We start from the raw sequence: 18568 nt of genomic DNA, 5'->3' as shown, positions 1-18568 counted from the left end.
GCGTCAATGGCAATCTGGATGTCGCCGGAGGTGCCGGTCTTGAATCCGACGGGGCAGGAGACACCGGAGACAAGCTGGCGGTGGACCTGGCTCTCGGTGGTGCGGGCGCCGATGGCTCCCCAACTGACGAGGCCGGCGATGTACTGCGGCGAGATCATGTCGAGGAATTCGGTGCCGGAGGGGACGCCCATTTCGGCGAGATCGAGGAGCAGATGGCGCGCGAGGCGGAGGCCGTCATTGATCTTGTAGGAGCTGTCGAGATGCGGATCGTTGATGAGGCCTTTCCAGCCGACGGTGGTGCGGGGCTTCTCAAAGTAGACGCGCATGACGATGTGGAGATCGGCGGAAAACTCGGCGATGGCGGATTTGAGGAGGGCGGCGTATTCGACAGCGGCCCTGGTGTCGTGGATGGAGCAGGGGCCGACGAGGACGAGGAGACGCGGATCGCGATGGGCGAGGATCCGGGAAATGTCGAGGCGGGAATTGAAAATGGTGGCGATTGCCTCCTCGCTCATGGGTCGTTCCTCTTCGAGGAAGACCGGGGGGAGGACTACCTTGGTCCACTGGATGCGAACGTCTTCAATGCCTTGATTCATGGGGTCTGCTTGATAGGGTGCTTGCTGTACCGCGGGAATTCAGGAAAGCGAGAATCTGTTTAAACTTTCTTTCAGATTATCAGCATTGGCCGAGCGAACACCGGCGGGCGAGCATTGGCGCGACTGCGCAGAGGGCTGCGCCTGAGGGTGGCAAACAACGCGGCGACGCAAGTTGCTTGCGTCGCCGGGATCCTGCTGGAAGGGCTAGCGCGGGGTGATTTCGCGAAGGAGCATGCTGTTAACGATGTGACCATTGTCAGCGCGCTTTTCGAGAACTTTTTGTTCCGCGGCGTGGTCGCCATAATGCTTCATGCGGACTTCGTAGGCTTTATCGGCGAGCCCATCGAGCGATGCCATGTTCTTGTAGATGATCGAGAAGCCGAGGGTCCAATCATCGGGACCGGAGGTGGTGGTGTTGATGAAGATGTGGTAGTCGAGGATCAGGCTGTCCTTCTTCTGGTCATCCCAAATGGGAACGAGGTTGGCTTTGAGATCGGCGATGAATGCGTCGTTGTGGCCCGCGTTGACGTGGAAGAGGACGACGCGTTCGACGACCCCTTCGCTGTAGGGAACCTGGGCAGAAACGGTGGCTGGGGCAACAAGCGACAGACCAATGACTGCCGCAGCGAGACACAAAGTCTTTTTCACAGAGAGACCTCCGAGCAAGTTGAGATAGAAAGTCCCACGAGTGTACGTAAGGTGTGCAGCCATGTACACAAGTAATTTGGGTTTCGACTCGGTTTGCCGATCGGCATTCCGTGCACATCGCCTGCATCAAGCGGAGAGGGCGCTAGCGGCGGGTTTTGCGTTTGGCGTCGGCGCGTGGCCAGTACTGGAATTCGTCAGAGTAGAGTTCGCCATTGAGATCGGCGACGCGCTGGGTGAGGCGGGTTTGTGCATCGGAGATGGCCTGGTTGTAGATGGCGGGGCCGAGCTCTTCGAGGAAGAAGTTGAGCAGGAGGCCTGCCGGCATGTCGCCGATGGGCTCGAGGTTCTCTTCGAAGTAGCGCTGCATGGATGCGATGGCATCGGTGCGTTGCTGTTTAGTGAGTTCCAGCGTGACCATGGGCGGCTCCTTACAACCATCCATAGTAAGCGATCCGATGTTGGAAGCCCTGTGTTGCCTGCCGATGACGGACACGATTATGTGCAGCCTGTCACCTAGTTCGGACCGTCTTAGAGTTAGAGTGAAGCGCGTATCGATGCGGCGCCCGGGAGAAGATCATGGGTCATGTAGACCTGGCGACAATCAGCCACAGGTATTTAGTCGGGGTTGCGGTCGGGTTGTTCGCCGTCATTGTGAGATTCAATCCGGGCGCGGCTGCGCAGGCGAGTCCAGCGACTGGGGCAGAGCCGGGGCGGCGGCAGGAGAGCAGTGATCCGGTGCTTACGAATCGACCGCCGCCGAAGCCGAATAGCCAGTTGAGTCCGGAAGGAAAGATCAAGCTGGACGTGGTGGTCAATGACGGGGCAGGAAAATCTGTGCAGGGATTGCAGCCCTGGGATTTCAAAATTCTGGACAATGGCCAGCCGCGCAAGGTGATGTCGTTTCGGGCATTCAGCGATGCAGAGGTGAAACCAGATCCGCCCGTTGAGGTGATGCTTGTCATCGACATGGTGAACCTGCCATTTCAGCAGGTGGCTTTCACTCGGCAGGAGATCGCGGAGTTTCTCCAGCAGGATGGCGGACATCTGAAGCAGCCGGTGAGGCTGCTTCTGCTTACGGATGCGGGAATGCGGGTGCAACCGAGGGCTTCGATCGACGGGGACGCGTTGTTGAGCGTTGTGAACCAGATCAAGGGCGGAGTGAGAACACTTGATTCGGCCATGGGCGGCGAGGGCCTGCTGGAGCGCTTTCAGCGATGCTCACACCAGATGACGGCCATTGCCGAGAACGAAGCGCGCGTGCCGGGCAGGAAACTGCTGATATGGGTGGGACCGGGCTGGCCCATGCTGAACCGCCCGGACCTTGGGTACTATTCCGAAAAGGATCAGCAGCGATACTTCGACGGAATCGTTGAGCTTTCAACCAAGCTGAGAGAGGCGCGCATGGTTGTCTCCAGCGTTGCTCCCTCAACAAACGCGGACGCGACATACTCGATTCGGTACATGGACTATCTGAAGCCGGTAAGATGGCCGCGTGAATCGGACTCCGGCGACCTGTCGCTCAAGGTGCTGGCTACTCAGACGGGCGGGAGGATTCTGGGACCGAATAACGATGTAGCGAACCAGATCAAGAAATGCATTGCGGATGCGAATGATTTTTACCGGATTTCATTCGATCCGCCGGTGGCACAGCACGCGGACGAATATCACGATCTGAAAGTGGTTGTGGACAAGCCCGGCCTCACTGTACGGACGAATTCGGGATACTACAATGAGCCGGCTGGGAAGTAGCGTAAAGTTACTTTGCAAATCTTCCTGAAGCTGAAGGGTGAGCTGGGTAATGGGCAAGTCGTTTTGGATGTGTCTTCTTTCGCTCCTTGCTGTTTCCACTCCTATGCGCGCACAACAGAGCGGCAGTCCCGGGAATACGGCCTCGTCTCCGATGGCCGCACCCGCACAACAGCGGCCAATTTTTCTGGATGTTCTGGTGACCGACAGCGCGGGGAAGCTGATCCCGGATCTGGAGCCTTTCGATTTCTCCGTTCTGGACGAAAATCAACCACGCAAGGTCATCGGATTTCGGCGTACAGATGGGGCGGTTGGATCGAAGCTGGATCCGCCTGTGGAAGTGATCATCGTGCTCGACGCCGTGAACCTGCCTTACCAGGCGGCGACGAGGCTTCGACTGGAAATCGATAAATTCCTGCATGAGAATGGCGGTCATCTCGCACAGCCGGTTTCGATTTACATGTTCGCAAGCGAAGGATTGCGTGTGCAGCCTGCTCCCTCGAAAGACGGAAACGCACTGGCTGCGATGCTGGATGCATCGACCGGAACAGTGCGGGCCAGAGATATATCCGGTGGGGTTTATTCGCTCCAGGAGCAGTTTCAATCGTCCTACAAGACGATCGACGGGATCGCCGAGAATCTTTCGCACAAACCGGGAAGGAAGGTTGTGATCTGGCTAGGACCGGGCTGGCCGCTTCTAACAGAGCGCTTCTTCATCCAGACCGATGTCTCGCGCGAAACGTATTTTCGTCAGATTGCGGCACTCCAAAACAAACTACGCGAAGCGCGCATAACACTATATAGTCTCTTCGCGATTTCCGGGATTACGAACACGCTGTATGAGAAGTATTTGAAGCCGGTGCGCGAAGTGCGGAAGATGGAAATCGGCGACATGGCGCTGCAGGTCCTGGCGCTGCATTCGGGTGGACGCGTGCTGGACCCCAGCAATGATGTAAAGGCGCAGATTGATTCCTGCGTCGGAGAGATCGGCGAGTATTACACGATCGCCCTGATGCCGCCACCGGCCGCGAAGGCGGATGAGTACCACGATCTGAAGGTAGTAGTGAACAAGCCGGGAGTCGCGGTTCGGACGGATACCGGATACTACAACGAACCGACGGCGCGTTGAAGCGGACCCATTGGGACGCGCGATCTAACGGTGAAGTACACGTTTCTTGCGCAGCAACCAGACTCCGATGGAGAGCGTGAGCCAGACTAACGTGGCGAGAATAAAGGTCTGAGCGAGACCGGCGCGCGGCAGCCAGATCCAAAGGACAAATGCAAATCCGGCAAGGCCGATGCAGCCCATAGCGGCGCCGAGAGCATCGATGCCAGCGACGATGCGGCCGCGACTGGTTCCATCGAAACCGGCGCCAGCTTTGTGCTGTTTTTCATGTGCTTCAACAAGGCTTGCGCTGGCGGGGAAGATTGCTGGAAAGGCAAGGAAAAAGCCGCCGATCACCGGACCGAAGCGCTGTGCGATCAATCCGGCGACCACGCATACGGCTCCGCCGAATACGAAGCGGATGATCCATTCGTGGAGCTTGATGCCTTTGATTGCGGAGAGCCTGGCATGCACAATCATGGCGGCTATCTCACCACGAGCCAGAATGCGAACGATGCAGCAAACCACACGGGCATGAGAGCGATGGTTGCCGTGAGAGCGCGTGCCTTGAGGCGAATCAGCATCCTGCTTACGCATGCGGCATACAGCAGGAATGCGATCGCACCGAAGATCATGGAGCGCGCCTCGATGGCTGCGTAGGCCTTGCCGTGGCCGGCGATGGTGATGCCGATCGTGGCTAGCGCAATGGAGGGAGCCGCGCCGAAGAGACCGGCAAAACTCTTGGGGCGAACCATTTCAGCCAGCATGGCGAAGAAGCTGACGATGATGCCGCCGATCAGGAAGCGGGCGAGAAGTTCTCCGATCTCATGATGCACGAAAAGTAGCCCTCAAGCTGCTCTCTGCGCTTTGTGGATCATGCGCATGGCGGCATCGACTTTTTTGCAGCCAAGGAGTGTGTATTTCTTGCCTTCAAGGCGGTGGTAGTTGACGAAAAACTCTTCGAGTTCGCGAAGGAATTTTTTGGGCAAGTCGTCCAGCTTTTTGAGGTAGGCATATTCGTGGTTCATTTCCGCCACGGCGATAAGGCGATCATTGCGGATCTTCTTCTTTCCGTCAGTCTGCTCGCCCTCGATGATGCCGATGAGGCGAGCGCGGACGGCGATGCCGGGGAAGGCGGGTTCATCCATAAGCAAGAGGACGTCGATTGGGTCGCCGTCCGGCGCGAGGGTCCGGGGCAGGAATCCGAAGTCGTAAGGGAAACTCATGCCGGCGGGAAGAACTTTCTTGACGGTGAAGATGTTCTGTTGGACGTCGAAGGCAAATTTATTGCGACTGCCCTTGGGGGTTTCGATAATGACCTGGATAATTCCGTCACTTTTGTACACTGGCTGGAGCAGGACGGGATTTGCCATACTTTTGGCAGCCTTTTTTGTCATAGTGTGTTCCGCACTCTTGATTCGGAGATTGTCATCCTGCAAGCTGAGAGAGCTACGGGGTTGATTCGGTTGCTCTAAGCGCCCGGAACTGTGTCGGATGGGGTTGAGGGCTTCGCGGCAACTTGACAGTGTTGCTGTGAGATTTTTAGAATTAAGAGGGACAATCCTACCCATTTGAATCTCTAAGCATCTCATTATGGGAGGATTAGAAGCAGTTTCGGAATACACGCAGTCTTTTTGAGGGTAATAATGGGTAGCTTATTCTTGATGAAAAAGCCACCAGAGCGCGTGCATTCGGTTTACACCAATTCCGAAACTGCCATAGCCGGTTTGAAGTGGACCGGTGGCAGTCCATCGAGGTAGCTGACCCGATGCCTGAGACGCGCGTGAGTCCGCGAGAGCGGCTGGTTCTTACGGCGATTATCGAGCTCTACATCGCTACCGGAGAACCTGTGGCCTCGCAGACGGTTGCAGATCATTTTGCGCACAAGGAAGGTTTGAGCTCGGCGACGATCCGGAATGTGATGGTGTCGCTGAGTGAGGCGGGACTACTGGAGCAGCCTCACACCTCCTCAGGACGCGTGCCTACTGCGGCGGCATTTCGTTATTATGTGGAGCAGATTACTAGGCCGGATGCACCGATGGGAAGGATCGGCGTGGGCGGAGCCGCATTTGCATCGCTGCCGCAGGCTTCAATGCCGCTGAGCGAAGAGCGTCGCGGGCAGATCGAGGAGAGTTTCTCCGGCGTGACCAGTTCGAATGAATACCTTGAGCGCACGTCGCATGTACTGGCGCTGATTTCGAGCGGGCTGGGGGTGGCGCTGGCGAGCGCTGCGGCGGACCAGGTGCTCGAGCACATTCATTTTTCCCGGCTGTCGATCGGGCGCGTTCTGGCCGTGGTGGTAACGCGCGCCGGCGCGGTTTTGGACAGAGTCCTGGTGCTTGACCGCGAGTTGACGCATCTGGAATTGGAGACGGCAGCGCGGTATCTGAATGAGACGTTTCACGGGTGGCCGATTGAGCGCATTCGCACGGAAGTGACGCGCCGCATGGATGAGGAACGCGCGGCTTATAACCAGTTGTTGACATCGGTGGAGGAACTCTGTCGCAAAGGAGCGCTGGCGGTGGGCGACGCGGCATCCGTGCTTTACGTGGAGGGGATGGCAAATCTGATTGCGGTTGAGGTGGATCGGGAGCGGCTGAAACAGATGCTTTTGGCGCTGGAAGCCAAGCAGCGACTGGTGGATTTGCTGACGGCTTATGTGAGTGGCAGCCAGCAGGAAGTGCGCGTAGTGGTAGGACTGGATGAGGCTTCCCCGGCGATGCAGGACCTGGTGCTGATCGGATCGCCAGCCCGGCTGGGTGGCACGAGCCTGGGCACGGTGGCAGTGATTGCGCCGACCCGCATCCAATACCAGGAGATGATCCAGGCGGTGCGCTATGTGGCGAGGCTCTCGGAGCGCATCCTGGAGATTCCGACTCAGTAAAGGGCCCGGATAACGAGCCGGGGTTGGCGCGGATGCGAATCCGCAAGCGATGGGATTTTGCGCCGCGAGGGGCCGCTGAAATGAGGCGGCACTTGCCGAGGAATTTATCATTGACTAAGAAGAGAAATATTTGGGGAATTCGTAGAGATATGCCAAAGAAGGAAGCGGATTTGACTGCACTGGAAAACGAGGAGACGGCTGGCGCCGAGAACAGGTCGGCGGATATAGCCGAGGCACCTGGGGCCGAAGCTCGGGGTGAAGAGACCACGGTTGGCCGAGCGGAGCTTGAACAACTGAAGGCCGAGTATGACCAGCTGAAGAAAGAGCGCGATGCGCTGTTGGACCGGCTGGCTCGGCTGCAGGCGGAGTTTGAGAATGCACGCAAACGAGCAGAGAAAGAGAAGGCGGACTTCAAAGACTTCGCTGTTGGCTCCGTCGTGGAGCAGTTTTTGCCGGTGCTGGACAACTTCGAACTGGCGCTCAAGTCGACCGGTTCGCTCGAGCAGTTGCGTGCGGGTGTGGAACTGATTGTGAAGCAGATGGAGGAGATTCTGCGCGGACTGCAAGTGCAGCCGGTGGCGACGGTGGGCGAGGAATTCGATCCGCGTCATCACGAGGCAATGGGTTCGGTAGAGCGCGAGGATATGCCGGATCAACACGTGGCGGAGGAGATTCGCCGCGGGTATCGGCTGCGCGAGAAGCTGTTGCGGCCTGCGCTGGTGCGGGTAGTATCCAACCCCAAACAGACGAGCGAGTGAACGCGAGTGGCGCTCAGGATGCGGACGTTTCCGGGTCATGTGAACCGGGGCGGCGAACCTATGACGCGCGGGACGAGTCCCGCGCCTACATCGAGAGAGGGTTGTACAAGGTTTGAATACGAGAGTGGCTAAAGCAGACTATTACGAGGTGCTGGGAGTATCGCGGGAAGCCAGCGACCAGGAATTGAAAAGCGCGTATCGCAAGCTTGCGCTCAAGTACCATCCGGATCGCAATCCCGGGAATCATGCGGCCGAAGAGAAATTCAAAGAGGCAAGCGAAGCCTACCAGGTACTTTGCGACGCGGACAAACGCGCGGCCTATGATCGATACGGCCATGCAGGAGTGAGCGGCGGAGGGCCGGGCGGATTCGGCGGCTTCTCGGGTTCCGTAGACCTGGGGGATATCTTCGGCGACCTGTTCGGCGAGATGTTCAACATGAATGCCGGACAGCAGCGGAGTGGACGTCAGCTGCGCGGCGACGACTTGCGCTTTGATCTTGCGATCGAATTTGAAGAAGCGATTTTCGGAACCGAGAAAGAAATCAAGATTCGGCGGCTCGAGGCCTGCGAAACGTGCAAGGGGACGGGAAGCGTGTCGGGACGTGGGCCGTCGGTGTGTCCGCAATGCCATGGACGCGGGCAGATTCGCTATCAGCAGGGATTCTTTTCGGTTGCGCGTACGTGCAATTCATGCGCGGGACGCGGATCGATCATTGGCGACCCCTGCCTGACGTGTCGCGGAGAGACGCGGGTGACGAAGGAGATCAAGCTCGCAGTGAAAGTGCCGCCAGGTGTCGAAGAGGGGACGCGGATTCGGTATACGGGCGAGGGCGATGTGGGCCGCGGCGGCGCGCAGAGCGGTGATCTTTATGTTGTGCTCTCGATTCGCAGGCACGACTTTTTCGAACGTGACGGGCAGAACCTGCATTGCGTGATTCCCATCAGCTTTCCGCAGGCGGCGTTGGGGGCGGATATCGAGATTCCGGGTGTCGATGGGCCGGTCATGCTGAAGATCCCTGAGGGCACGCAAAGCGGAAAGGAACTGCGCATTCGCGCCAAGGGTGTGCCGTATCTCAACGAAAAGGGACGCGGCGACCTGATCGTGAAGCTCGTGGTGCAGATTCCGAAGAAGCTGAGTCGCGCGCAACGCGATCTAATTACGGAGCTGGCTAGCTCGATGTCGGTGGAGAATAAGCCGACTTCGCCGGGGTTGCTGGACAAGATGAAGGACCTGTTCAGCTAGAACTCAGATTGCCAAGAGTACGATGATCGCGACAGCTACGCCCATCACCAGGCTTGCAGCATCGGTGAGAGCAAACGCGACCGGATCTTCGTCGAGCTCTCCACGTGCGGCCAGAAGCCATACCCGGCATAACCAGAGAACCATAAAGGGAACGATCAGCCACAGGCGCTGCGGATGGTGGTAGAGGGTCGTAACGTCCTGACTGCTGATGTAGTTGGCAAAAACGACGACTGCCGCAAAAGCGCTGGCGGTTCCGAAGGCTCGGATCTGCTCGATATCGCTCATGAGATAACCGCGGCCGTTTTTGAGTTGCGTGCCGCTCATGCGCAGACTCTCCAGTTCCGCAAACCGCTTGACGATGGCAAGGGAGAGAAACAGGAAGATCGCGAAGCCAGCGAGCCAGTGAGAGATGGGCGTGGTGGTGGCGGCACCGCCCGCGAGCAAGCGCAAGGTGTAGAGGCCAGAAAGAACGACCACGTCTACGAGAGCGATTCTTTTCAGATAGAAGGAATAGAAGAGGGTCGAACCCACGTAGACCAGCAGCCAGAATGAAAACGCTGCGGGAAGGAACTGTGCTGCTGCGAAGCCTATGACGAGCAGCAGGACGATGGCGACGAGTCCGATGGAAGGGGCCAGATCGCCTGAGGCGAACGGACGCAGGCGTTTCTTCGGACTGCGGCGGTCGGCCTCAATGTCGAGAAGGTCATTGACGAGATAGGTGCCCGATGCGGCGGCGCAGAAGCAGAAGAAGGCCAGGAGGGCCGAGGCGAATAGTCGAACTGAGTGATTGTGGGCGAGGAGAGGGGGGAGCAGGACGAGAAGATTCTTGGCCCACTGATGAGGTCGAAGTGCTTTGACGAGCGAATTCAGGGGCTGGCTGCGTTCTTCAAAGGCGCGTGAGGGAACGATGCCTTGTGCGCGCAACTTCGTGCGCAATCTTCGACTCGGATTCGCGACCATGGATTCCGCGGCGCCTGCCATCACCGGAAGATCCGGCGTGTCGTTCCCGATGTAGGCAAAGTCGATTCCGCCGAGGCTCTGGCGGAGGCTCAAGAGTTTTCTGCTGCCGGTCAGGTTGTGAGTACCGTCGCTCGCGAGGACTTGATGGAAGAATCCGAGATGATCGGCAACGCGGCGCGCGAGTTGGGTGTCGGCGCCGGTGGCGAGATAGATTTGGCGGCCCCGCGCATTTTCCTGTTGAAGAAACTGAAGTAGTTTTCGGTTGTATGGGAGATGCGCCACGTCGAGGGCGACATTCTCGGTCACAAATGCCTTGAAGGGTGCTTTGCCGCGAAAAGCCATGCCGGGCAGGCGCAAGAGAAGCAAAGGATGGGTGCGCGCCAGGACGAGCAACGAGTCGATCAGAGTGTCGGATTTGACCAGCGTTCCATCCAAGTCGACGCAGAGGGGCATGAGCTGTGCCGTTCCGGATTCCGTCTGCTGGATTTGGGGCAACCGTAACCTCGCGTGCGAAAGCGCAAGAAGTCGGGCAATCGCGATCTCGATGCGTGTGCTTGTCGCCTGCCTGGTGCGACGAAATTAATGAACTTAATGCCGGGCGAACGGGTCAAGTATACAACCGCGACGAAGCAAACAGAATCAACGAGGGAGAGGCGCAGCATGAATGGAAGCTTCAGCCAACGGCTCGAACATGCGTCATTGCCGCAATTTGGATGGTTGACTCGGGTCCGCTCACAATCGCGTAATGCGGTTGGGACGATATAATCGCCCAAATGTCGCTCAATCCACACCAGTCCATCGATCACTACGAAATAATCTCGCTCATTGGATCGGGGGGCATGGGCGAGGTGTATCGCGCCCGGGATACGCGGCTGAATCGCGACGTCGCTATCAAGGTATTGCCGGGGCTGACGACGTCCGAGCCTGAGAGGCTGCGCCGCTTCGAGCAGGAGGCGCGTGCGGCGGCGGCCCTGAATCATCCGAATATTTTGGCTGTCTACCAGATGGGACTGCACCAGGGGGCGCCATACCTGGTTTCGGAGATTCTGGAGGGCGAAACGCTTCGTGACCGGTTGAAGCGCGGTCCGCTGCCAATCCGGAAGGTCGTTGACTACGGAGTCCAGATTGCGAAGGGACTGGCTGCGGCGCATGAAAAGGGCATTGTTCATCGCGATCTGAAACCGGAAAACCTGTTTCTGACAAACGATGGCCACGCAAAGATTCTGGATTTCGGACTAGCGCGCTTGACGCAAGTGAACGAGGCGATACCGGCGCAGTCTGCGCACGAAGTGCAGACCGTGGCAGGCATGTTGATGGGTTCGATGGGCTATATGTCGCCGGAGCAAGTACGGGGACAGGTGGCAGATCACAGATCGGACATCTTCACGTTCAGCGCGGTTCTGTACGAGATGCTGACGGGGCAACGGGCATTTCAGAAGGCAACGTCAATCGATGCAATGAGCGCGATCCTGAACGAGGAGCCGACGCCGCTCGTACAACTGTTGCCCAATCCACCTCCGGGACTTGAGAGAGTCGTGCAGCGCGGACTAGAGAAGAACCCGGAGCAACGTTTTCAGTCGGCATCGGATTTGGGTTTTGCGCTAGAGGCAGCAGCGGGGCCGATGCAGTCGGTGTACACCTCGAACTACAGGGTTGAAGAAAAGCGGCCGGCACGGTCGCGCAGATTTCTTCTGATGATCGCCGGTGCTATCACTGTGATTCTTGTTATGGTCGCGTATTCATGGTTGCGGCCGGTGCCGGAGCCGCAGGTCGGCAACTACCTGCAGTTGACGCACGATGGACTACAGAAATCGCTTATCGGGACCGATGGGTCAAGACTTTTTCTGACGGTTGTTAATTCGGGAGTCGAGGACGCGGCGGCAGTTCCGATCACAGGCGGCGAACCAACTCGGATCTCATTGCCGAGTCCAGGCATGCTTCCTTTGGATGTTTCACCTGACGGTTCATCGTTCCTTGTGGTGGATGGAACCGGATATCCGGTGACCGGTCCGCTATGGAGCTTGCCGGTGCTCGGGGGTGGTTCTCCGCGACGAGTGGGAGATGCTTCGGGAAACGTCGGCGCCTGGTCGGCAGATGGAAAACAACTGGCAATCGGGAAACGCGCAGAGGTCTATCTGGCCAACGGAGATGGAACGGACATCCGCAAGATTGCGACGATGAAGAATTCAGTATCCGGCCTGGCAATTTCGCCGGATGGTTCTCGCGTGCAGGTCGAGACCGAAGAGATTACGCAGAGCGGCACCAGCGTTGTGGTGGGCGAGCGAACAATTTCGGAGATTTCGGTGAACGGATCGAATCCGCGATCACTGATTCCCGAATGGCAAAACACGGTGAATGAGTGCTGCGGGCGATGGACGGTTGACGGGAATTACTTCGTCTTCCAGTCGGGTGGGCAGATATGGGCTCTGGCGGGAGAAAGGCACTTCCTGCAACGAAAAGCGAAGCCGATCCAATTGACCTTCAGTCCGATGCAACTGCAATCCCCGCTTCCAAGCAAGGACGGGAAAAAGCTGTTTGTGGTGGGAATGACGTTTCGAGGCGAGTTGACTTCCTTCGATGTGAAGACTGGCAAGCCGGCGGTCTTTCTCGGCGGGATTTCAGCAGACTGGGTCGATGCAAGCCGCGATGGCCGGCAGGTTGTTTATGTTTCTTATCCGCAAGGGGATCTGTGGAAGAGCAATCTGGACGGAACGAATCGCGTGCAACTGACCTTCAGTCCGATCAAGCCTGTGTTGCCGCGTTGGTCGCCGGACAGCCAGACGATTCTCTTCTTCGATTTTCCGGACGGACCGAACAAGCCGGGAAAGATGTATGAGATTCCGGGATCGGGAGGAACTCCCCACGAACTGATTCCGGATGACAAGCAGAACGAGCAGGATGCGACGTGGTCGGCGGATGGCAAGCAGATCGCATTTGCCGGGGACGCGAACGATGCGAACGTAAGGAACAGCGGCCTAGCGATCAAGATCCTGGATGTGCAGACGGGCAAGGTTTCATCGCTGGCGGGTTCGCAGGGGATGTTTTCGCCGCGGTGGTCTCCGGATGGACGTTACATCGCCGCGATGACGAGCGATTCGAGCAAGCTGATGCTGTTTGATTTCGAAACCAAAAGCTGGAAGCAGATCGGCAGCGGTACGCTAAGCTGGCTGAACTGGTCGCCCGATGGGAAGTTCATTTACCTGAAAGATAGCGCGGGCAAAGGTTCAGTCGAGCGCTTTCACGTGCCGGACGGAAAGGCCGATCGGATCGTGGACTTGAAGGATGTTGTGCTGACGGGACTTGGCGGGGGCGCAGTTTCTGTAGCGCCGGACGGTTCACCCCTGGTGTTGCGTGATCGCGGGACTCAGGACATCTATGCGCTGGACTGGATTCAGCCGTAGAGCGAACTGGTCGGTTATTGTGCCGGTGGTTTTTTCGCCCAATCCGCGACCGAGACCGTGCAGGAATTGAAGGCGATCTCGATGACGCCGGTATTTTTGATGTCGAATACGACGCGCGAGGGGATTTGAAAAGTTTCGACCTTCACGTAGTCGATCCGAAAAATGGCTTCAGCCGGAGGAGCCGTGGATGGCTGACTAACCTGGGACGTGACGGCGGATACGAGAAGTCCGTCGGGCGTGGAGGCGTAGGTCGGTGTGGCGAGAACCTTCATGTTCGGGTTGACGACCCGGACCGCGGTAAGCAGCATATTTTTGTCGAAGTCTTCATCGAAACTCGAACCTTCTGACGTGCCGGCCAGGTGAAGGCCGTCTCCGGCGTTGGTAATGGTCACCGTTGAGTCGGGAATTGGCACCATGCTGCCGTTCATATAGACATTCCAAGTTTGGAAAAATCCTGCGACTGAAGTTTTCAGTCCATCCTGAATTTGCTTAATCGCGGCGGCCTTGTCCTCGGGTGCATTGCTTTCGCTGGTCCAGCCTAGCGAACCATTGCCTTTGAGTTCATCATCGATCGAGAGATGGACGGTCTGGAGGAATTTCAGCGCTGGATTGTCGTCGGGAATATCGACACCGCTGAGGCGCGTAAGCATCGATTTCCAATCGATTGCAGCGTCACAATGGAAGGATTTAAGGCCGCTTGCCGTTGGCGTGTAATAAAGGGTGTGGGCGGCGGTGAGGCGAACACGCGGGTCTTTGTCCTGGGCGAGGAGCGTGGTGCAGGCCAGACATAGAACAGCGGTGAGCAGCAGACAGAGAAACTTGCGGGTCATGCAGGCACTATACCGTGCCAATTGGGGAAGTCAGAAAGAGATTTGAGGGAATTGGTGGAGCTGAGCGGGATCGAACCGCTGGCCTCCTCGTTGCGAACGAGGCGCTCTCCCAGCTGAGCTACAGCCCCACGACTTATTTAGTTTACCAGCGAGCCGGGATTCGCGAAAGGCGGGCGGCGCTCCGCGCTTTCACGTTTTGGAGCTGGTTGGAGGGCAAGGGAGGCTCGATTCAGTAGTAATAGCGGGTTTTGAGAGCCCAGGGGGATTTGGGGTAGCTGCGGTGAAGCAGTTCGAAAGCGGCTTTGCTCACCGGTGTGTATTCGGATTTGTCAGATCCGCTATAGGGCTGGCAGGCATAGTGTCCCGCACGCACGACGAGAGCAAGGGCTTCCGGAATGTTCGAGTCGTCAGGGTGGTCTTTGGCGTAGTCGACAACCCTCTGGCCAATGACGGCAACGGAGTCGGGAAGCTGTTGGAGTTGCTGATACTCGGAGTTGGACCGGGCCAAAGCATCCGCAGACATAAAGTCGGGGATGGGAACAGGTTTTGGTTTCGTTTCGTCAAAATTCTGGTGTTCGCCCCACGGTTTGCACCACCAGTTGTTGCGCAAGTCATCGAAGTAGCTGAGGCTGGCCACGCGAGGAATGCCGGATTCGAGATAGGGGCGGATGCCCGGATTGCGCAGAATGGTGAGATTGGCCGGGAATCCGATGCTGCTGCCGGCGGTGTCGCGGATCGACTTTGGAAGGAGCGGCGCGAGTTTCGCGGCGCCGGCTGCATCCTCGAGGAGGACGGTACGCGTCCATGCGGCGATGGCGAGATCCTGGCGCAGATTGGCGGGGAGACTTGGCGAAGTTGCAGCGGCGATGAGCAGGCTGATGGGCGTTTGCTGGTTCAGGACGGTGACGGCGTCAGCGAAGAATTGCGGGTCCTTAAGTTCCGGGCAATCGGCCTGTTCGTTTACGGCGTGGGCTTTCTCATTGCACTGGCCTTGCAAGTCCTCTGCGCCTTGCGAGCCGGTTCTAAGGGTAGGGCGCGGTGCATTGGCGAGGAACTCGCTGAAGTTGCGAGCGACTTCCATGCGTTCGCCGAGCAGCGCGTTCAGGCTGGAACTGGGTTTCTGACTTCGCAATGAGGGAAGTGCAGCATCGAGTAGCGCGCGCGCCTCATCGGCACGCTTAAGTCCGGTGAGCAGGCGAACGCGGTGGAAGAAGAGGGTATCGTAGGCGGGTGTGCCAGGCGCGATTTTGGCAGCTTCGTCGATGAGTGCGGGTGCGAATGCGTTGGATGCGTCGGCCTTGACCATAGCCATGACGAGCCAGGGGAGTTCGCGTCTTTGCTGCCACTTGGCAAAGGCAGTGGCAGAAGTATCGCCGCCTCGCCAGGCCTCAATCCATTCAAGGAGCGGTGAGGTGCCGCCGATTTTGACGTGCTTCACCATGATCCAATTGAGATCGGCGAGATCCTGGTGAAAGCGTGGGTCAGGGCCGGGGCCTGCGAGCGAGGAGCAGATCTCGGCAACGCGCTGAGTCGGGTCGGTGCGGATGCGGATGAAGTTGAGCTCATCCTGAACAATGGCGCGCGATGGTTTGGGGTTTGGCTGTTTAAGAAGCGACTCCAGCATCTGCTGGGCGCGCCGCATGGTGTCGTTGTCGTAGCTTGCCAGATCACCGCTGTAGGGATCGGTTGCGTTGCCCATGGCGAAGGCCTTGCGCACGGTGGCGCGGGCGGCGAGGTACGGTCCCCATGCGCTCCACGGGGAGTTACTGTCGGCGCCGATGGCGGCGAATTGGTGGGCGGCGTCATCGAATTGTTTTGCATAGAAGGTGGCGGAGGCGATCTGATAGGCGCGATCGGCTTTAAGCAGGGCTGGGCTGTCAGACGCGCCGGAGCCCGGAATCGTAACGGTCTTGCCTGCGCAATTTGCGAAAACTACATCCTGCGCGTGTATCCAATCCAGCAGCCATGGATTCTGCTTTCCCCATGTGTCGGCTCGCCTGGTGAGCGTGAGCGTTGCATTGACGAATGCGGGATCGGGGCAGTTGAGATAGCTCTCGTCGAAGACGATGTTGCCATTGTAGTCAGTGGGGAATGAAGACTTCTGCCCTGCTGGTGCGATTGCCGGGAGATACTTGCCGCGTTCGGTGAGCCAATGTGCGGCGGGCTGTGTGTTCTGCTGCTTCTGCAGTTCGGCTTGTTGCGCTTCGTAAATTTCATCGGGTGAGAGAATTCGGTTTTGCTGGTCGGCCTTGGGCAGGCTGGTCGATGGTGCATACAACTGCCGTTCGGCGTCGGAGAGCTTGCCGCCATTGAGGTATCGGTAGGCGACGGCGTATTCATTTGAATCGAAGCCGGCCTGAAGGATGCCGAGCTGGCCTTTGGCGAATGCGGCGGTGTCGTCGGGGCTGGTGGTGCTGACAAAGACGTCGTCTTCAAACCACGGACCGCAGGCTTCAACATTGCCGATGGGCGAAAACAAGACAACAGCTGTGAGGGCGGCAATGGCGAGCAGGCGGGTTCTCATGGGAGCCTCCGAGCGAGATCGGCCGGCGGATCGTTGTGCCAGCCGTGGTCGGGGAAGATGTAGATGCGTTTACCGGCGAGATGAGACGGCCAAGGCTCGCCGGTAGAAACGCCGGTCGAGGTCTGGCAGAGCGGTTCGCGGATCTGGAAGTCGCCGACGAAGGGGGAAGCGCGGCGATGATCGGGCTCCATGCGGAACATCATGGGTACGGCTTCATCTACGGGAAGGTCGCGGATCCAGTTGTCCCAACTGCACCACGAGGCGAGGGCGGTGATGGAGAGAGGAAGATTGGCAGGAATCTGGCGACGAAGGTTGACGAGCAGATCTCGATAGAAGGGACGCTGCGAGCGTGTGGCATCGAAGTCGATTTGAAGGGCGGCGATGCCGGGCTCACGCGCTGAGACGAGGATCGATTGGATGGCATCGTTGCGATTTTCGTCATTGAGGACCGCTGTCGTCGGTGCTTCGATGCGGACTACGGCGATGCGCGTGGCTGATGACGGAAAGAAGAGCGCATTGCGTCGCGGCTGGGCGTGGACGGTGAGGCCGATCGTCAGTGTCTTGTCGAGATAGGCGACGGCGAAGCGACGCGTATCGATGGTGTGGAGATCTTCGCGGCGCTCCCAGGCCCAGAGGGTGAGGCGCGGCAACGGGGCGAGACGGCCCTGCGGATGAGGAAGGGCGTCGGAGTGAATGCTGAGAAAGAGAAGAAGCGCGATGAGTGCGCAGGAGACGCCATTGCAGAGCTTGGCAGGAGAGTGCATGGTGGTTGATGTTCACAATGCACTACGCGGAAAGGGAAATCAAGGATTACCGCTGATCACTGCCCGGAGAATTGCAGGTCAAATGAGATGGCGCAATGGGGCGTAGACTTGCGGAGTCAAGGGAGCGAGGCGGGTTGATGAGCGTGCGTGGATGGGCCATTCTGGCCGCATGTTTCGCGTTGCAGGGGGCAAGAGCGTCGCGTGCGCAGTCCGCCGATCAACCGACGTCTGCAGGACAGAACGTGGTAGCGCTGGAAGAAGGTGAGGCACAAGTGTGGAAACACAGGCTGGGGCCGGCCACTGCTATCCATGTGAATACGGTTGAGGCGCGCACGCTTGGATTTGAGAGCTACCTGACCTTCGAGATTGTGGTTGCAGCCGATGGTCATGTGGAGTCGGCGAAGCCGGTTGGAGAAGAGAAGCGGCTAATTGAGGAGGGGCGGGCAATTGAGATGGCGCGCCGGTTCAAGCCGTGGACGAAGGACGGCGATAACCTTCGCGTGCGGGTAACGGATTATGTGTCTTTGCTGCCGCCGGAGCGGTGGGCATTGCATCCGGCCAACTTTCCGGAGAAGTGGGAGCTGCAGGGTGTGAAGATCGAGCTTTCGCGCACAGTATGTTATGGGAGATGCCCTGCGTATTCGGTCACGATCCAGGGAGATGGAAAGATCCATTTCGATGGAGAATCGTTTGTGGCGATTCCAGGCAAGCATGACGCGCAGATTCCTACCGAAGCGGTGAAGTCTTTGGTGCGCCGGTTCGAAAGCGCACGTTTCTTCGCGGTGGGAGACAAATATGTCGCCTCGGTGACGGACAATCCGACGTACACGCTGACGCTGACTGTAGGTGGGAAAACGAAGAGGGTTACGGACTATGTGGGTGAGCAGGTGGGAATGCCGCTCGTGATTACCGACCTGGAGAACGCGGTGGACGAGGCCGCAGGGACGGAACGTTGGATCAAGGGCACCCAATAAAGGACGGCGTTCGAGGTGTAGCCCACGGAGAACCCCTCCACTCGCTACGAGGATCCGATCGGTCGAGCGGCGTTCGATCTTTCATATCCAGTGCCAAACAAAAAGGCCGGGGACGCTGCCCCGGCCTTTTGCCAG

The 18568-nt window shown here is 58.3% G+C and carries 17 protein-coding genes and 1 tRNA gene; 7 read left to right on the top strand and 11 right to left on the bottom strand.

Annotated elements, in window-relative coordinates; genetic code table 11:
- The 3 genes from VK574_RS22160 to VK574_RS22150 form a co-directional block, all read right to left on the bottom strand.
- On the bottom strand, window positions 1-596 hold a 596-nt coding region (locus VK574_RS22160; protein WP_472802065.1), incomplete at its 3' end, for a 3-deoxy-7-phosphoheptulonate synthase.
- A 204-nt stretch (window positions 597-800) separates the two neighbouring features.
- Window positions 801-1244: a hypothetical protein gene (locus tag VK574_RS22155; RefSeq protein WP_472802064.1), complete on the bottom strand. Its 444-nt coding sequence runs from the start codon at window positions 1242-1244 to the stop codon at window positions 801-803.
- A gap of 142 nt (window positions 1245-1386) precedes the next feature.
- The gene (locus VK574_RS22150; protein ID WP_472802063.1) at window positions 1387-1662 is read right to left on the bottom strand and encodes a DUF2164 domain-containing protein; all 276 of its coding nucleotides are present in this window, start codon (window positions 1660-1662) and stop codon (window positions 1387-1389) included.
- Window positions 1663-1820: 158 nt separating this feature from the next.
- Here VK574_RS22150 and VK574_RS22145 point away from each other — a divergent pair, with 158 nt between their 5' ends.
- Together VK574_RS22145 and VK574_RS22140 are read left to right on the top strand one after the other, a co-directional pair.
- On the top strand, window positions 1821-2993 hold the full coding sequence (locus tag VK574_RS22145) for a VWA domain-containing protein (protein WP_472802062.1): 1173 nt from the start codon (window positions 1821-1823) through the stop codon (window positions 2991-2993).
- A 49-nt stretch (window positions 2994-3042) separates the two neighbouring features.
- Window positions 3043-4119: a VWA domain-containing protein gene (locus VK574_RS22140; RefSeq protein ID WP_472802061.1), complete on the top strand. Its 1077-nt coding sequence runs from the start codon at window positions 3043-3045 to the stop codon at window positions 4117-4119.
- A 24-nt stretch (window positions 4120-4143) separates the two neighbouring features.
- Here the strand turns inward: VK574_RS22140 and VK574_RS22135 are convergent, their stop codons facing one another.
- Genes VK574_RS22135 through VK574_RS22125 form a run of 3 tightly spaced genes read right to left on the bottom strand, consistent with a single transcriptional unit; the run spans window position 4144 to window position 5492 of the window.
- Window positions 4144-4575, bottom strand: coding sequence for a DUF3147 family protein (locus tag VK574_RS22135; protein ID WP_472802060.1), 432 nt, complete (start codon window positions 4573-4575; stop codon window positions 4144-4146).
- A gap of 5 nt (window positions 4576-4580) precedes the next feature.
- Window positions 4581-4931, bottom strand: a complete 351-nt coding sequence (locus VK574_RS22130; RefSeq protein ID WP_472802059.1) for a DUF3147 family protein — start codon at window positions 4929-4931, stop codon at window positions 4581-4583.
- Window positions 4932-4943: 12 nt separating this feature from the next.
- Window positions 4944-5492: an inorganic diphosphatase gene (locus VK574_RS22125; protein WP_472802058.1), complete on the bottom strand. Its 549-nt coding sequence runs from the start codon at window positions 5490-5492 to the stop codon at window positions 4944-4946.
- A 371-nt stretch (window positions 5493-5863) separates the two neighbouring features.
- On the opposite strand from VK574_RS22125, the gene VK574_RS22120 reads away from it, so the two are divergent.
- The 3 genes from VK574_RS22120 to dnaJ all read left to right on the top strand — a co-directional run bounded on the left by VK574_RS22120 (window position 5864) and on the right by dnaJ (window position 8980).
- Window positions 5864-6979, top strand: coding sequence for an HrcA family transcriptional regulator (locus tag VK574_RS22120; protein ID WP_472802057.1), 1116 nt, complete (start codon window positions 5864-5866; stop codon window positions 6977-6979).
- Window positions 6980-7128: 149 nt separating this feature from the next.
- Complete coding sequence (locus tag VK574_RS22115) at window positions 7129-7737, top strand: nucleotide exchange factor GrpE (protein WP_472802056.1); 609 nt, start codon at window positions 7129-7131, stop codon at window positions 7735-7737.
- 124 nt (window positions 7738-7861) lie between these two features.
- Entirely contained in the window at window positions 7862-8980 is a 1119-nt protein-coding gene (dnaJ, locus tag VK574_RS22110; RefSeq protein ID WP_472802055.1) for a molecular chaperone DnaJ, read from the top strand.
- Window positions 8981-8983: 3 nt separating this feature from the next.
- Here the strand turns inward: dnaJ and VK574_RS22105 are convergent, their stop codons facing one another.
- Window positions 8984-10435, bottom strand: coding sequence for a UbiA family prenyltransferase (locus tag VK574_RS22105; protein ID WP_472802054.1), 1452 nt, complete (start codon window positions 10433-10435; stop codon window positions 8984-8986).
- A 278-nt stretch (window positions 10436-10713) separates the two neighbouring features.
- Between VK574_RS22105 and VK574_RS22100 the strand changes: the two genes are divergently transcribed.
- On the top strand, window positions 10714-13341 hold the full coding sequence (locus VK574_RS22100) for a protein kinase domain-containing protein (protein WP_472802053.1): 2628 nt from the start codon (window positions 10714-10716) through the stop codon (window positions 13339-13341).
- 14 nt (window positions 13342-13355) lie between these two features.
- On the opposite strand, the gene VK574_RS22095 is transcribed toward VK574_RS22100, so the two are convergent.
- The 4 genes from VK574_RS22095 to VK574_RS22080 form a co-directional block, all read right to left on the bottom strand.
- Entirely contained in the window at window positions 13356-14171 is an 816-nt protein-coding gene (locus tag VK574_RS22095) for a hypothetical protein (RefSeq protein ID WP_472802052.1), read from the bottom strand.
- A 52-nt stretch (window positions 14172-14223) separates the two neighbouring features.
- Window positions 14224-14299 (bottom strand) — tRNA-Ala (locus VK574_RS22090).
- 101 nt (window positions 14300-14400) lie between these two features.
- On the bottom strand, window positions 14401-16695 hold the full coding sequence (locus VK574_RS22085; RefSeq protein ID WP_472802051.1) for a hypothetical protein: 2295 nt from the start codon (window positions 16693-16695) through the stop codon (window positions 14401-14403).
- Window positions 16692-17459, bottom strand: a complete 768-nt coding sequence (locus VK574_RS22080; RefSeq protein WP_472802050.1) for a DUF3142 domain-containing protein — start codon at window positions 17457-17459, stop codon at window positions 16692-16694. Before VK574_RS22080 ends, VK574_RS22085 begins: the two co-directional genes overlap by 4 nt.
- Before the next feature lie 137 nt (window positions 17460-17596).
- Here VK574_RS22080 and VK574_RS22075 point away from each other — a divergent pair, with 137 nt between their 5' ends.
- A complete protein-coding gene (locus VK574_RS22075) occupies window positions 17597-18433 on the top strand; it encodes a DUF6438 domain-containing protein (protein WP_472802049.1) in 837 nt (278 codons plus the stop codon).
- Window positions 18434-18568: the final 135 nt, after the last annotated feature.

The organism is Occallatibacter sp., assembly GCF_035317045.1.
GTDB lineage: Bacteria > Acidobacteriota > Terriglobia > Terriglobales > Acidobacteriaceae > Telmatobacter.
This window is presented reverse-complemented; position numbering and strand designations above follow the sequence as displayed.